The 14,135-nt window shown below is 69.8% G+C and carries 11 protein-coding genes and 1 pseudogene; 5 read left to right on the plus strand and 7 right to left on the minus strand.

Translation table 11 applies throughout. The features are described from left to right. Positions 1 to 207: pseudogene (locus LSF15_RS15500) on the plus strand (hypothetical protein); the annotation flags it as partial. A 304-nt stretch (positions 208 to 511) separates the two neighbouring features. On the opposite strand, the gene LSF15_RS15505 reads toward LSF15_RS15500, so the two are convergent. Further along, positions 512 to 670: a hypothetical protein gene (locus LSF15_RS15505; RefSeq protein ID WP_232499465.1), complete on the minus strand. Its 159-nt coding sequence runs from the start codon at positions 668 to 670 to the stop codon at positions 512 to 514. Between the two features lie 86 nt (positions 671 to 756). Next, positions 757 to 2,613, minus strand: a complete 1,857-nt coding sequence (lepA, locus tag LSF15_RS15510) for a translation elongation factor 4 (protein WP_232499466.1) — start codon at positions 2,611 to 2,613, stop codon at positions 757 to 759. Between the two features lie 94 nt (positions 2,614 to 2,707). Between lepA and LSF15_RS15515 the strand changes: the two genes are divergently transcribed. The 4 genes from LSF15_RS15515 to rpsT all read left to right on the plus strand — a co-directional run bounded on the left by LSF15_RS15515 (position 2,708) and on the right by rpsT (position 5,718). Further along, complete coding sequence (locus LSF15_RS15515; RefSeq protein ID WP_232499467.1) at positions 2,708 to 3,937, plus strand: sensor histidine kinase; 1,230 nt, start codon at positions 2,708 to 2,710, stop codon at positions 3,935 to 3,937. Continuing rightward, a complete protein-coding gene (locus LSF15_RS15520) occupies positions 3,934 to 4,557 on the plus strand; it encodes a response regulator (RefSeq protein WP_232499468.1) in 624 nt (207 codons plus the stop codon). Before LSF15_RS15515 ends, LSF15_RS15520 begins: the two co-directional genes overlap by 4 nt. Before the next feature lie 3 nt (positions 4,558 to 4,560). After that, positions 4,561 to 5,340: an alpha/beta fold hydrolase gene (locus LSF15_RS15525; protein ID WP_232499469.1), complete on the plus strand. Its 780-nt coding sequence runs from the start codon at positions 4,561 to 4,563 to the stop codon at positions 5,338 to 5,340. A gap of 117 nt (positions 5,341 to 5,457) precedes the next feature. Continuing rightward, positions 5,458 to 5,718, plus strand: coding sequence for a 30S ribosomal protein S20 (rpsT, locus tag LSF15_RS15530; RefSeq protein ID WP_232499470.1), 261 nt, complete (start codon positions 5,458 to 5,460; stop codon positions 5,716 to 5,718). 76 nt (positions 5,719 to 5,794) lie between these two features. Here the strand turns inward: rpsT and holA are convergent, their stop codons facing one another. The 5 genes from holA to pabB all read right to left on the minus strand — a co-directional run bounded on the left by holA (position 5,795) and on the right by pabB (position 14,133). Further along, positions 5,795 to 6,820, minus strand: coding sequence for a DNA polymerase III subunit delta (gene holA, locus LSF15_RS15535; RefSeq protein ID WP_232499471.1), 1,026 nt, complete (start codon positions 6,818 to 6,820; stop codon positions 5,795 to 5,797). A 24-nt stretch (positions 6,821 to 6,844) separates the two neighbouring features. Beyond that, positions 6,845 to 9,253: a ComEC/Rec2 family competence protein gene (locus LSF15_RS15540; RefSeq protein WP_232499472.1), complete on the minus strand. Its 2,409-nt coding sequence runs from the start codon at positions 9,251 to 9,253 to the stop codon at positions 6,845 to 6,847. Further along, positions 9,250 to 9,939 (minus strand): ComEA family DNA-binding protein, encoded by a 690-nt coding sequence (locus LSF15_RS15545; protein WP_232499473.1) that lies wholly within the window; start codon positions 9,937 to 9,939, stop codon positions 9,250 to 9,252. Before LSF15_RS15545 ends, LSF15_RS15540 begins: the two co-directional genes overlap by 4 nt. A 108-nt stretch (positions 9,940 to 10,047) precedes the next feature. Next, entirely contained in the window at positions 10,048 to 12,621 is a 2,574-nt protein-coding gene (leuS, locus tag LSF15_RS15550) for a leucine--tRNA ligase (protein ID WP_232499474.1), read from the minus strand. An 84-nt stretch (positions 12,622 to 12,705) separates the two neighbouring features. After that, a complete protein-coding gene (gene pabB / locus LSF15_RS15555; protein ID WP_232499475.1) occupies positions 12,706 to 14,133 on the minus strand; it encodes an aminodeoxychorismate synthase component I in 1,428 nt (475 codons plus the stop codon). Positions 14,134 to 14,135: the final 2 nt, after the last annotated feature.

The raw sequence follows: 14,135 nt of genomic DNA on the forward strand, positions 1-14,135 counted from the left end.
CATCGCGACACGGGCCCCACCGACCTCAGCAACGGCGTCATGCTCTGCTCGTTCTGCCACCACCGAATACACCGCGAAGGCTGGCACATCCGCGCCACCACGACCGACGTCTGGTTCATCCCACCCCCGCACATCGATCCCAGCCGAACCCCACGACTCGGCGGCAAGGCCCGATACGCCCTACCCGACACCGCAACGGCCGCGTGAGAGGTCGACTCTGTACGGCAGCACTGGCGCTTTCTGAGCATGCGAGATCGCGTACCAAGCAATGAGCTGCCGGTGGGGTGGAACCGATCAGACGAAGTTGCATAGCGTCCGGCTCCGATGGAGCCCACCTCTGGACGCGGCGCAGGCCATCCCGAGCATGCTCGTGGTAGAACTCGGGCGCGAACACGCTGGGGAGCCAGAAGAGTGTGAGTGGCGTGCGTCGCATTCGTCCGTTGCGATCTGACCAATGAATCCACGCGAACTCCGTGACTCGACGCACTCGACGACGCGAGACGTTGCGGGATCACAACAGGCCGCGCACGATGATCCAGTCGGCTTCGAGGACCACCGAGTAGTTCCATGCTCGGACGCAAAGCGCGACAGCGACGGCGGTCGCTGTCGCGGCCAGCCACCACCAGCCTCCGCCGTGCTCACGAGCGAATACGATCGGGACGACGATCATCAGCAGTACGGCCGGAGCCAGGTTGGCAACGCGGGTTGTCGGCCGAGGGCGCAAGACAACTGAGTTCGGAGGCCGCCGCACGCCAGCTACTTCTTCGCGTCCTTCTTCTCGGTGTCGCCCGAGAGCGCGGCGATGAACGCCTCTTGGGGCACCTCGACGCGACCGACCATCTTCATGCGCTTCTTGCCCTCCTTCTGCTTCTCGAGCAGCTTGCGCTTGCGGCTGATGTCGCCGCCGTAGCACTTCGCGAGCACGTCCTTTCGCATGGCGCGGATCGACTCGCGAGCGATGATGCGCGCGCCGATGGCGGCCTGGATGGGCACCTCGAACTGCTGGCGCGGAATGAGCTCACGCAGGCGTCCGGTCATGAGCACCCCGTAGGCGTACGCCTTCTCGCGGTGAACGATCGCGCTGAATGCGTCGACCTGCTCGCCCTGCAACAGGATGTCGACCTTCACGAGGTCGGCGGCCTGGTCGCCCGTGGGCTCGTAGTCGAGCGAGGCGTATCCGGCAGTCTTCGACTTCAGCTGGTCGAAGAAGTCGAAGACGATCTCGCCGAGGGGCATGTTGTAGCGGATCTCGACGCGGTCCTCACCGAGGTACTCCATGCCGAGCAGCGTGCCGCGGCGCGACTGGCAGAGCTCCATGATGGTGCCGACGTAGTCCTTCGGCGCCAGGATCGCGGCGCGCACCATGGGCTCACGCACCTCGGCGATCTTGGCTCCGGTCGGGAATTCGCTCGGATTCGTGACCGTGACGGTCTTCTTGTCTTCGGTCGTGACCTCGTAGATCACCGACGGTGCGGTGTTGATGATGTCGAGCCCGAATTCGCGGCGAAGCCGTTCGGTGACGATCTCGAGGTGGAGGAGCCCGAGGAATCCGGCGCGGAACCCGAAGCCGAGGGCGACCGAGGTCTCGGGCTCGTATACGAGCGCGGCGTCGGAGAGCTTCAGCTTGTCGAGCGCCTCGCGCAGTTCGGGGTAGTCGCTGCCGTCGATCGGGTAGAGACCCGAGAAGACCATGGGAAGCGGTTCGGTGTAGCCCGCGAGCGGCTCGGTCGCCGACTTCGCCGCCGTCGTGACCGTGTCGCCGACCTTCGACTGCCGCACGTCTTTCACGCCCGTGATGAGGTAGCCGACCTCGCCGACGCCCAACCCTTTCGTGGGCAGCGGCTCGGGCGCGCTGACGCCGATCTCGAGGATCTCGTGCGTCGCCCTGGTCGACATCATCTGGATGCGCTCGCGCGGGTTCAGATGGCCGTCGATCATTCGGACGTAGGTCACGACGCCGCGGTAGCTGTCGTACACCGAGTCGAAGATCATGGCCCGTGGCGGGGCATCCGCGTCGCCGATGGGAGCCGGGATGCGCTCGACGACCCGATCGAGCAGCTCTTCGACGCCGACGCCGGTCTTTCCCGAGACCTTCAGCACGTCGTCGGGCGAGCCGCCGATGAGGTCGGCGAGCTCCTTGGCGTACTTGTCGGGGTCGGCGGCGGGCAGGTCGATCTTGTTCAGCACCGGAATGATCTCGAGGTCGTTCTCGAGTGCCAGGTAGAGGTTCGCGAGCGTCTGCGCCTCGATGCCCTGCGCGGCGTCGACGAGCAGGATCGCCCCCTCGCAGGCGGCGAGAGAGCGCGAGACCTCGTAGCTGAAGTCGACGTGCCCGGGGGTGTCGATCATGTTGAGCGCGAACGACGTGTTGCCCAGCTGCCACGGCATGCGAACCGCCTGGCTCTTGATGGTGATGCCGCGTTCGCGCTCGATGTCCATGCGGTCGAGGTACTGCGCGCGCATGTCGCGATCGCTCACGATGCCCGTGATCTGCAGCATGCGGTCGGCAAGGGTCGACTTGCCGTGGTCGATGTGCGCGATGATGCAGAAGTTGCGGATCAATGCGGGGTCGGTGGCGGCGGGCACCGGTGGGGTTACGGCTCGAGGGGACATCCTGTCGATTCTCCCATGAGTTGCGTTGCTGAATTGCGTTCCGACTTTCGACGGATGCCTCGCGCGAAACGCTCCGGCTACGCTCGGAGGCATCATGACCGTCATCGAGCCCACCGATGAGCGCATCGCCGCTTCGGCCCTGCGTCCCGTGTTCACGGCGCTGCGGCTCGGCCTGCACCTGCTCGTCGTCGGGCTCACCCTCTTCGTGGTCGTTCGCTCGCTGCTCGCCGACGACCCGTCCGAAGTCGCGATCACCGTGCTCGCCGTCGCGTTCCTCGCCTGCTACGGCGCGGGTATCGCCGCCGCTCGCCGCCACCTTCCCACGTGGGTGCGCGTGGTGTGGCTCGTCACACTGCTCGCGCTGTGGGTGGGCCTGTCTGCGCTCACCCCAGACGCCGCGTTCCTCGCGTTCCCCTTGTTCTTCCTCGAGCTGCACGTGCTCGCCGCACCCATCGCGGTGCCGCTCGTCGTCGTGACCTTCGGCCTCTCGGTGTGGGGCACGGCGACGCACCTCGGTCTCGAGATCGGATCCATCCTCGGGCCGCTCATCAGCGCGGGCGTCGCGATCGTCCTCGGCCTCGGCTACCGCGCCATGTCGCAGGAGACGCACGAACGGCAGGCGCTCATCCTCGACCTCGTCGCCACGCGCGAAGAGCTCGCGACGGCGAGCCGCGAAGCCGGAACCCGTGCTGAGCGCGAGCGGCTCGCCCGTGAGATCCACGACACCGTCGCCCAAGGGCTCTCGAGCATCCAGATGCTGCTGCACGCGGCCGAACGAGACGTGGTCGACGATCAGGTGCGTGAGCGACTTCGACTCGCACGTGAGACGGCCGCCGAGAACCTGAGTGAGACGCGCCGGTTCATCCGCGAGCTCACTCCCCCGGCACTCGATGTGCAGACGCTGCCCGCCGCCCTCGGCCGGCTCGCGCGCGCCACGACCGCGCAGGCCGAGCAGGCGGGGTCGCGCGTGCGCGTCGACTTCGTCGTGAGCGGCGACGCCGTCATGCTGCCGATGGCGACCGACGCGGCGCTGCTGCGCATCGCGCAGGGATCGCTCGCGAACGTGCTGCAGCACGCCGACGCGACCGTGGCGTCGCTGACGCTCAGTTTCCTGGGCGACGAGATCGCCCTCGACGTCGTCGACGACGGCGTCGGCTTCGACCCTGTGGGCATGGGGGCACCCGCTTCCTCCTCCGAGATCGGCGACTTCGGGCTGCGGGCCATCCGCCGACGGGCGGAGCAACTCGGCGGCACACTCGAGGTCGAGAGCGCGCCGGGCGAGGGCACGGCGCTCTCGGTACGCATTCCGGTGGTGACCCCGTGATCCGGCTGCTCCTCACCGACGACCACCCGGTCGTGCGCGCCGGAATCCGCGCGCTGCTCGAGAGCGAGTCCGACCTCGAGGTCGTCGCCGAGGCCGCCACCGCCGAAGACGCCGTACGCCTCGCACTGACGGCCGACGTCGACCTCGTGCTCATGGACCTGCAGTTCCCCGGCGCACTTCAGGGCGCCGAGGCGACCCGGCGCATCCGCTCGCAGGCCGGCGCTCCGCGGGTGCTCGTGCTCACCAACTACGACACCGACGCCGACATCATCGGCGCCATCGAGGCCGGCGCAAGCGGGTACCTGCTGAAAGACGCCCCTCCGGCCGACCTCATCTCGGCGGTGCGCGCGGCCGCGGTTGGCGAATCGGCACTCGCGCCCGAGGTCTCGTCACGGCTCGAGGCATCGCGCACGTCGAACGAGCGCCTCACCGCCCGCGAGGCCGAAGTGCTCTCGCTCGTGGCCGAGGGCCGCACGAACCGCGACATCGGCCGCACGCTCTTCCTCAGTGAGGCAACCGTGAAGTCCCACCTCGTGCACATCTTCACGAAACTCGGCGTCGGTTCTCGTACCGCAGCGGTCGCGAGGGCTCGCGAACTGGGTGCGATCAGGGCGGGCTGACCGATGCCTCGCGCCCGCGTCGTCCTCGTGCACGGTCTGCGCACCTCGGCGACGATGTGGCGCCGCCAGCTCGCAGCGCTCGCTCGGCACGACATCGAGGCGGTCGCGATCGACCTTCCGGGTCACGGCTCCCACATCGGCGAGCCGTTCACCCTCGACGAATCGATGCGCGTCCTGCGCGAGGCGCTCCCCGCCCGCGACGGCCGCGACCCCTCGCGACCGGCGACGCCGCCACCGACACTGCTCGTCGGCCTGAGTCTGGGCGGCTACCTCGCCGTCGAGTTCGCGGCGAGGCATCCGGGTCGCATCGACGGGCTGGTGGCCGCCTCATGCGGCGCCCGCCCGAGGGGGGCAGGACTCTCCGGGTACCGGCGCCTCGCCGACCTCATCGGCAGGCTGCCCGACCGCGGCAGGGCGATGAACGACGCCATGGTGCGGATCTTCCTTCGCGGCGACGCCGTCGACGACGTGCTGGCAGGCGGCGTGGCCCTCGACGTGATGGCGCCGGCCCTCCTGGCGGTCGGAGAGCTCGACCCCGAGGCGGCGCTCGCCCGCATCGACGTACCGGTGTGGTTCGTGAACGGCCGATTCGACCACTTCCGGTTCGAAGAACGTCGGATGCTGCGTGCCACGCCGTACGGTCGACTCGTCGTGGTGCCCGGTGCCACCCACCTGGTCAGCCTCAGCCGCCCCGACGACTTCACGGCCGCAGTGCTCGGCGCGGTCGCCGAACTCGAGGCCCGCGCGGCACGACGCCGACGCTTTGGCAAGGCCGTCACGTAGCTGGTATCGTTGCCTGTTGGCTTCCGTGTGGGTCCCACCCCGCACGATTCGCCGGCGAGGCCCCTCTACCTACGCCCGGCACAACCGGTACCCACACGACAACGAAAGACGAACCACGTGGCAAACATCAAGTCGCAGATCAAGCGCATCCGCACCAACCGCAAGGCCGAAGAGCGCAACAAGGCCGTGAAGAGCGAACTCAAGACCGTCGTCCGCGCCGCCCGCGAGGCGATCGCCGGCGGCGACAAAGACAAGGCCACCGACGCCGTTCGCGTCGCGTCGCGCAAGCTCGACAAGGCCGTGTCGAAGGGTGTCATCCACCAGAACCAGGCCGCGAACCGCAAGTCGGCCATCGCGAAGCAGGCCGCAGCGCTCTGAGTCGCGCAGCTTCGAATGAGGGCCCCGCTTCGGCGGGGCTTTCGTCGTCTGCGAGGTGAGTTCGGCTGAGCGGCGGCTACGCGCGTCCGCGTGCCGCGATGATGCCCACGAGTCGCTCGAGCGCGAACACCGGATCGCGCTCGGCGCCCTTCACTGCAGCATCGGTCGCCGCGAGCGCCTCGATCGCGACCCCGATACCGGCATCGGTCCAGCCGGCGAGGTCGCGCCGGGCGCGGTCGACCTGCCACGGCGCAAGGCCGAGCGAGGACGCCAGCTGCGCACCGCCCCCGCGTGCGCCCGATACCTTGGCCATCGTGCGCACCTTCATGGCGAACGCCGCGACCATCGGCACCGGGTCGGCGCCGCTGTCGAGTGCGTGCCTGAGCGCGATCAGCGCCTCGCCGTAGCGGCCGGCGATCGCCGCGTCAGCCACGGCGAACGCGTTGGTCTCGACCTGCCCGCCGTAGTACTTCGCGACGACCGCTTCGGAGATGTCGCCCGGGCTGTCGGCGATCAGTTGCCGGCACGCCGCCGAGAGCTCGCGCAGGTCGTCGCTGAACGCCGCGACGAGTGCTCGCAACGCGCCCGGGCTGATCTTGCGCCCGGCCGCACGGAACTCGGCGACCGCGAAATCCTGCTTGTCAGCGTCGCGCTTGAGTTCGGCGCAGACGATCTCGATGCCCGCCCCCGTTCCGGCACGGATCGCGTCGAGCAGCCGCTTGCCGCGCTGCCCGCCTCGATGACGCAGCACGACGGTGGTGGCCTCGGCGGTCTGGCCGAGGTAGTCGAGCGCATCGAGCAGGAAGTCATCGCTGGACTTCTCGACGGCACTCACACGGATGAGTCGCGGCTCGCCGAACAGCGACGGGCTCGCGAGCGTCAGGAGTTCGCCGCGCCGATAGCCGTCGGCCTCGAGGTCGCTCACCTCGAGCGACGGGTCTTCGGTGCGGAGGAAATCTCGAAGCATCGTGATGGCCCGCTCGGCGAGCACGTCTTCGGGACCGGTCACCAGCACGATCGGTGCCGGACGCACCGCGCTGAACGCCAATTGCGGGATCGCCGTCTTCGACCGTGCCGAAGCGGCCCCTGTGCGTGCTGCCACCCGTGCCTCCGTTCCGCGTCAAGTCTACGGTCGGGCACCGACGTCCTCGTCGGCGCGCTCCGTCCACAGCGAGAACCCCGCCTCGTCGGCGGTCAGGAGGAGCGTGCCCGAGCGGTCGGTCCGCACCGCGGCCGTGCCCGTACCCTCGAGGAGTTCGAGGAGCCGGTCGGTCGGATGCCCGTACCCGTTCTCAGCCCCCACGCCGATGATGCCGACCGGAGCGTTCAGCCGCGAGTAGAGCTCCTCGCTCTGGTCGGCCGAGCCGTGGTGCGCCACCTTGACGAGATCGACGGCACCGATCGGAGCGGCCGCGAGCAGGCGGCGCTGCGCCCCCTCGCCGAGGTCGCCCAGGAAGATGCCGCGATACTCCGGAGTCTCGACATCGAGCACGACGCTCGCATCGTTGCCGGGCGCCGCGCCCGGCTCGGGCCAGAGCACCCGCCAGCGCGCATCGCCCAAGAGCCCGCGATCACCCGAGGTCACTTCGATGGCCTCGGCTCCGCCCGCGATGAGCGGGTCGCGTGCACGGCTCGAGCGCTCGTCGTCGAGCGGACCGTGGATGACGATGTCGACGCGTCCGACCACGGCGGATGTCCCGCCCGCATGATCGGCGTCCCAATGCGTCAGCACGAGCAGGTCGATGCGGTCGATCGAGAGGAAGTCGAGGCACCGGCGAAGCGCCGCGGGATCGGGGCCCGTGTCGATGAGCGCCGTGGTGCCACCCGATCGCAGCAATACCGCGTCGCCCTGCCCGATGTCGCATGCCGCGAGATCCCACGACCCCGGTCGCATCGCCCTCCCGAGCGTCGGGGCTCCGACGCTGACGCCGACCGGGACGGCGACCGCGATGAGCAGGAGCGACACTGCCGCGGCACGCACCCGCACCCGCGGTGAACGATCGAGGACCAGCCAGAGGGCGAGCGCGGTGCACGCGACGAGCAACACCGCGCCCGCGGCATCCGGCAACCAGGGCAGTCGCCCGAAGGGGAGGGCGGCGCCTGCGTGCGCGACGAGCGCGATCCAAGCCGCGGGCACCCATGCGAGCTGGAGGAATGCGAACCCGACCGAGGGCAGCAGCGGCATCAGCAGGCACCCGATCAGTCCGGCGATCGTGCCGACCGGGGCGGCAGGAGCGGCGAGCAGGTTCGCCGGCACGCCATAGAGCGCGAGTGCGGGGTCGAGCAGGATCAGCACCGGCTGGCAGGCGAGCTGGGCCGCGAGCGGCACCCCGAGCACGATCGCGAGCGGGGTCGGCATCACCCGTGCCATCGCGCGTGCCAATGGGCCGGCGAGCAGCAGCAATCCGGCGGTCGCGCACACCGAGAGCGCGAAGCCGTAGTCGCGCGCATACCACGGGTCGACGCAGAGCAGCACGATGACGGCGACCGCGAGGGCGGCGATCCCGCCCCCGGGACGGCCCCACGCGAGCGCGATCAGCACGACGACCGCCATCGCTCCCGCTCGCACCACACTCGACTCGGGTGTCACGAGCACGATGAACCCCACGAGCGCGACGAGCGCGACCAGCACGCGCGCGCCACGCCGGAGGCCTGCGGCCCCGGCGAGGGCGAACGCGGCTGCGGTGACGATGGCGCAGTTTGCTCCGGAGACGGCAGTCAGATGGCTGAGCGAGCTCGCCTTCATGGCGTCGTCGAGTGCGTCGCCGACCGCGCTCGTGTCGCCGATCGCGAGCCCCGGCACGAGCGCTCCCCCATCGCCGCCGAGTGACGTGGCCGCCTCGGCGAACCCGATGCGCAGGGCTCCGCTCCACGCGAGCCAGACCGGCGGCGCGGATACATGAACGTCGCCCGCGACGTTGAGGCGGAACGCCGCTGCGTCAGCTGCGGGCAGCGTGGCGGCGTTCGCGTCGAACGACAGCGTCGTCCCCAGCTGCAGCTTCGACGGCGCGACATCGACCGTCGCGGTGACCGGAACGGACTCGACGCCGATGCCGTCGACGGCGACCACCCGTCCCTCCACCCGCTGCGGCAGCTCGGTCGTCGCGCCGTCGGCCCCACCGTCGAACCAGGGCGCCGACATCGCCCGGGGTGCAGCCGTGAGCTCGACGACGACGCTCACGGCGGATCCGCTCAATGCCGCCTCGGCGAGCGGCGAATGCGAACGCGCCTCGAGCGCGACTGCGGCGGAGGTCGCCACCAGGCCGGTGGCCGCGAGCGCGATCAGCAGCATCGCGCACCAGCGCACCACGGCACGCAACACGCGATTGCGCCGGCCACCGGGCCGCGTGGCCCGAGGGAGCCGCACCGCCTGCGCCTGCACCGAAACGAGCGCCACCAGCATCACCACCGCGGCCACCCAGATCGCGATGACCGTCGGCCATGCCGGGATGCCCGCATCAGGCGCCGCGACCGCGAGCCACGCGCCGGTCCACGCTGCCATCGCGGGCGCCACGAGCCGGAGGTCGGGCATCATGGAGCGACCTTGTCGGCGAGGCCCGCGAACACCGCGTCGCCGATGCCCGCCACGTCGAGCAGCTGTTCGGCGCTCGTGAACGGGCCGTTGGCATCGCGCCACTCGATGATGCGCTGCGCGAGCGCCGGTCCGATGCGCGGCAGCGTGTCGAGCTCGGCGACATCGGCCGTGTTGAGGTGAACGAGCCCGTCGCCTGCAGGAACGCCCCCGCCCGGAGCGCCACCGGTGGCCACCCCGGGTTGCGGAACGGCGCCGACCACCGGCACGACCAATTGCTCGCCGTCGACCACCGGCCGTGCAAGGTTCACACCTGCCGGATCGGCCTCGGGCGTGAGCCCGCCCGCGGCTGCGACGGCGTCGACGACCCGCGCGCCCGCTTCGAGCTCGACGAGGCCTGGTTGTGCCACCGCACCGAGCACATGAACGAGCAACGGCGCTCCCGAGACCGCGACGTCATCGGATGCGGATGCTCCGCCACCCCCACTGGGGTTCTCCACGCGGACCGTCTCGCCGATCGTGCCCTGCGCCCCACCACCCGTCGCACTGAACGACAGCACCGCGGCCAAGGCGACGGCAGCGATGAAGAGCACCACCGCAGCCCCGACGCTCACGCGCAGACGTGGCGACGCTCGCCTCGAAGCGGGATCGAGCGCGCCCAACGGATCGGGTCCATGGGCTGCGGGCATACCCGCACGCTATGCGCGGTGCAGACCCACTCGGGAGCCGGTCAGCACACCTGTCGACGGAACCGCCCGCGGGGGCCGCTGTCGAGGACGAGTGGAGCCGAGGGCAGCTCAGCCCCTGGTCGCGATGTTCACGAGTCGCGGTGCGCGCACGATCACGTTCACGATCTCGCGCTCGCCGACCGATCGCGAGACCGCGTCGGATGCGCGTGCGAGCGACTCGAGCTCGTCGGTCGAGATCTTCGGCGAGACCTCGAGCCGGTCGCGCACCTTGCCGTCGACCTGCACGATCGCGGTGACCGACTCCTCGACGAGGAGCGCGGGATCGGCCTTGCGCCACTGCACGAGCGCGACGGTCGGCTCGTAGCCGAGACGCTGCCACATGTCTTCAGCCGTGTACGGCGCGAACAGGTCGAGGATCATCGCCGTGATCTCGGCGGCCTCACGCACGGCGGCATCGCCCGCGCCGGCGCCCGAGTCGATCGTCTTGCGCGTCGCGTTGACGAGTTCCATGAGTCGTGCGACGACCACGTTGAACTTGAACGCCTCGACGAGACCCGGCGCGTCCGCGAGCAGGCGGTGCGTGACGCGACGCAGCGCCGCGTCGCCGGACTTCCACTCGACGTCGGGCGACGAGGTCACCTCACCCGAGATGCGCCACGCGCGGGCGAGGAATTTCGCGGCACCCACCGGCGAGACATCCGCCCAGTCGATGTCGTCTTCGGGAGGACCCGCGAAGGCGAGCGTCACGCGCAGCGCGTCGGCGCCGTGCGCCGACAGCTCGCTCGCGAACTCGACGAGGTTGCCCTTCGACTTCGACATCTTCGCGCCGTCCATGATCACCATGCCCTGGTTGAGCAGCGAGGTGAACGGCTCGGTGAAGCTCAGGTAGCCGAGGTCGAAGAGCACCTTCGTGATGAATCGCGAGTACAGCAGGTGCAGGATCGCGTGCTCGACGCCGCCGACGTACTGGTCGACCGGCAGCCACTTCTCGGCCTCGGCGACGTCGAACGCATTGGTGTCGTCGTTCGGGCTCAGATACCGCAGGTAGTACCACGAGCTGTCGACGAACGTGTCCATCGTGTCGGAGTCGCGCCGCGCCGCGCCGCCGCAGTTCGGGCAGGCGACGTTCACCCAGTCTTCGGCCGCACCCAGCGGACTCGAGCCCTTGGGCTTCAGGTCGAGGCCGGCGGCCTCGGGCAGCCGCACGGGCAGGTCGCTCTCGGGCACGGGCACCTCACCGCACTCGGCGCAGTGGATGATCGGGATGGGCGTGCCCCAGTAGCGCTGGCGCGAGATCAGCCAGTCGCGCAGGCGGAAGTTCTTCGCCGCCCGCCCGAGTCCGCGTTGCTCGAGCACCTCGATGACTCGGCGGATCGCATTGGACTTCGAGAGCCCGTCGAGCGGGCCCGAGTTGATGAGCCGCCCCTCGCCGCCGAGTGCGATGCCCGTCGACGCCGGGTCGAGCGGCGGCAGGTCGTCGGGCATGATCGCGTCGCCCTGCTCGTCGAGCTGGATCACCGGGATCACACCCGTGACCGGCGCGTTCGTGTCGACGACCACGCGGACAGGAAGGTTGAACGCGCGGGCGAAGTCGAGGTCGCGCTGGTCGTGCGCGGGCACCGCCATGATCGCGCCGTGACCGTAGTCGGCCAGCACGTAGTCGGCCGCCCAGATGGGCAGGCGCTCGCCGTTCACCGGGTTCACCGCGTAGCGCTCGAGGAACACGCCGGTCTTCGGCCGGTCGGTCGCGAGGCGATCGATGTCGCTCTCGGCGCGAACCGTGTCGAGGTAGTCGGCGAAACGCTGCTGCACCTCGGCGGGTGCCCCGCCCACGAGGTCGGCTGCGAGCTCGGAATCCGGCGCGACGACCATGAACGTCGCACCGTAGAGCGTGTCGGGCCGCGTCGTGAACACGCTGACCCGCTCGTCACGGCCTTCGATCTCGAAGTCGACGTCGGCACCGGCCGACCGGCCGATCCAGTTGCGCTGCATCGACAGCACCTTGCCGGGCCAGGCGCCCTCGAGCTGGTTGAGGTCGTCGAGCAGGCGGTCGGCGTAGTCGGTGACGCGGAAGTACCACTGGGTGAGCGCCTTCTTCGTGACGACGAAGCCGCATCGTTCGCAGTGACCGTCGATGACCTGCTCGTTCGCGAGCACCGTCTGGTCGTTCGGGCACCAGTTGACCTGGCCGGCCTTGCGGTAGGCGATGCCCTTCTCGTAGAGCTTCAGGAACAGCCACTGGTTCCACTTGTAGTACTCGGGGTCGCTCGTGTGCAGCTCGCGGCTCCAGTCGAACGACGGCGCGTACTGGCGGAACGACCGCTTCTGCTGCTCGATGTTCTCGTAGGTCCATGCGCGCGGATCGATTCCCCGCTTGATCGCGGCGTTCTCGGCCGGGAGGCCGAACGAGTCCCAGCCGACCGGGTGCATCACATCGAAGCCCTGGTGACGCCAGTACCGTGCGACCGTGTCGCCGTAGCCGAACGCCTCGGCGTGGCCCATGTGCAGGTCGCCCGACGGGTAGGGGAACATGTCGAGGATGTACTTGCGCGGCCGAGTGTCGCCCGACACCCCGGCGCGGAACGGCGCGAGCTCGTCCCACTCGGGAAGCCACTTCGCCTGGATCTCGGCGAAGTCGTACGCGCCGTTGTCGGCGTGTGCAGGGTCGTGATCGTGTGCCACGTGACTCTCAATCGTGTGTCGGCGGGGGCGTCGCCCGAAGTTCAGGGCACGCTGCATCGCGGCGCGCTCGAACCTCAAGCCTACTCACTCATCGCCGGGCGTCGCCGCCCCGAGTACTGCGAGCAGCGCCCGCGCCTTCACCCGCGTCTCCTCGATCTCCTCATCGGGGTCGGAGAGCGCGGTGATGCCACCGCCGGTGCCGATGCTCGCCCCGGCGGGCGTGAGCACGATCGAGCGGATGACCATCGCGAGGTCGGCGCTGCCGTCGACGCCGAGGTACCCGAACGCGCCCGAGTACACCCCGCGAGGTCCTGCCTCGAGGCCGTGCAGGATCGTCATCGCGCTCACCTTCGGCGCCCCCGTCATCGATCCGGCCGGGAACGCCGCCCGCACGACGTCGAGCGCGGTGAGCGGATGACGCAGCCTCGCTTGCACCGTCGAGACGAGCTGGTGCACGTGCGCGTACTCCTCGACGTCGAGGAGGTTCGGTACCGAGACACTCCCGAGTTCGGCGATGCGCCCGAGGTCGTTTCGCATGAGGTCGACGATCATCAGGTTCTCGGCACGCTCTTTGTCGCTCTCGACAAGCTCGCGCCGGAGGGCGGCGTCGCTGAGCGGATCGGCGCCACGGGGACGCGTTCCCTTCATCGGCTTCGTCGAGACGAGACCGTCGGCGTCGACGTGCAGGAACTGTTCAGGCGAGGCGCTGAGGAGCGCGAGTCCGCCGAACCGGATGTAGCCGCCGTGGTGGCTGGGGCTCGACGCGCGAAGCGCGAGGTACGTCGCGGCGGGGTCGGGTCGGGTGTCGACGTCGACACGGTTCGTCAGGCAGAGCTGGTAGGCGTCGCCACGCACGATCGCCGCCTGGCACTCGGCGATGAGTTCGGCGTACCGCCCCGGTCGGTGGCGCCAGTGCACGGTCGGAAGTTGCCCGGTCACCTCGACGACATCCGCCGGGAACCGGGCGTCGTCGAGCGCAGCCACGGCGAGTTCGACTTCGTCGGCCCACACCTCCCCGGCGGTGACCGGCTGGCCCTCCAGCCACACGAGGCCTACGGAACGGGCGCCGTGATCGAAGACGACTGCACGGTCGACGAAGAGGAACGCGGCGTCGGGCGTCTCGGCCTGATCGGCCGGCACCTCGTTCACGAGTGCGCCGAGCTCGTACCCGAACCAGCCGTACCAGCCCAGCGGGCCGGGCACCTCCGCGCCGTCGCTCTCGGCTACGGCGTCGCGGAGCCCGTCGGCCAGCACCTCGAAAACGGAGGCCTCGTGCGATACCCCGCGCGGATCCGCACCGGCCGGCATGCTGCGCATAACGGTGCCGCGCGCGGCGTCGACCGTGACGAATTCGCTCGTGGCGTGGGCGGCGGCGAGCACGCTGATGCCTGAATCGGCGTCCGATCCTCCGTCGAGCCAGACTGCGTAGGCCGCATCGGCGAACAGGCCCCGGAAGACGAGTTCGGGGTCGCGCCACGCCGCGAGCGGGCGGAATCGAATGCGACGCGACACCC

Origin of the sequence: Agromyces humatus (assembly GCF_021228295.1) — a bacterium.
Classification (GTDB): Bacteria; Actinomycetota; Actinomycetes; order Actinomycetales; family Microbacteriaceae; genus Agromyces; species Agromyces humatus.

Bases quoted from the DNA above. Each gene is read 5' to 3' on its own strand.
- lepA (WP_232499466.1), bottom strand. From the start codon at position 2,613: ATGTCCCCTCGAGCCGTAACCCCACCGGTGCCCGCCGCCACCGACCCC.
- LSF15_RS15545 (WP_232499473.1), bottom strand. From the start codon at position 9,939: ATGCCCGCAGCCCATGGACCCGATCCGTTGGGCGCGCTCGATCCCGCT.
- LSF15_RS15515 (WP_232499467.1), top strand. From the start codon at position 2,708: ATGACCGTCATCGAGCCCACCGATGAGCGCATCGCCGCTTCGGCCCTG.
- LSF15_RS15540 (WP_232499472.1), bottom strand. From the start codon at position 9,253: ATGATGCCCGACCTCCGGCTCGTGGCGCCCGCGATGGCAGCGTGGACC.
- LSF15_RS15505 (WP_232499465.1), bottom strand. From the start codon at position 670: ATGATCGTCGTCCCGATCGTATTCGCTCGTGAGCACGGCGGAGGCTGG.
- LSF15_RS15525 (WP_232499469.1), top strand. From the start codon at position 4,561: ATGCCTCGCGCCCGCGTCGTCCTCGTGCACGGTCTGCGCACCTCGGCG.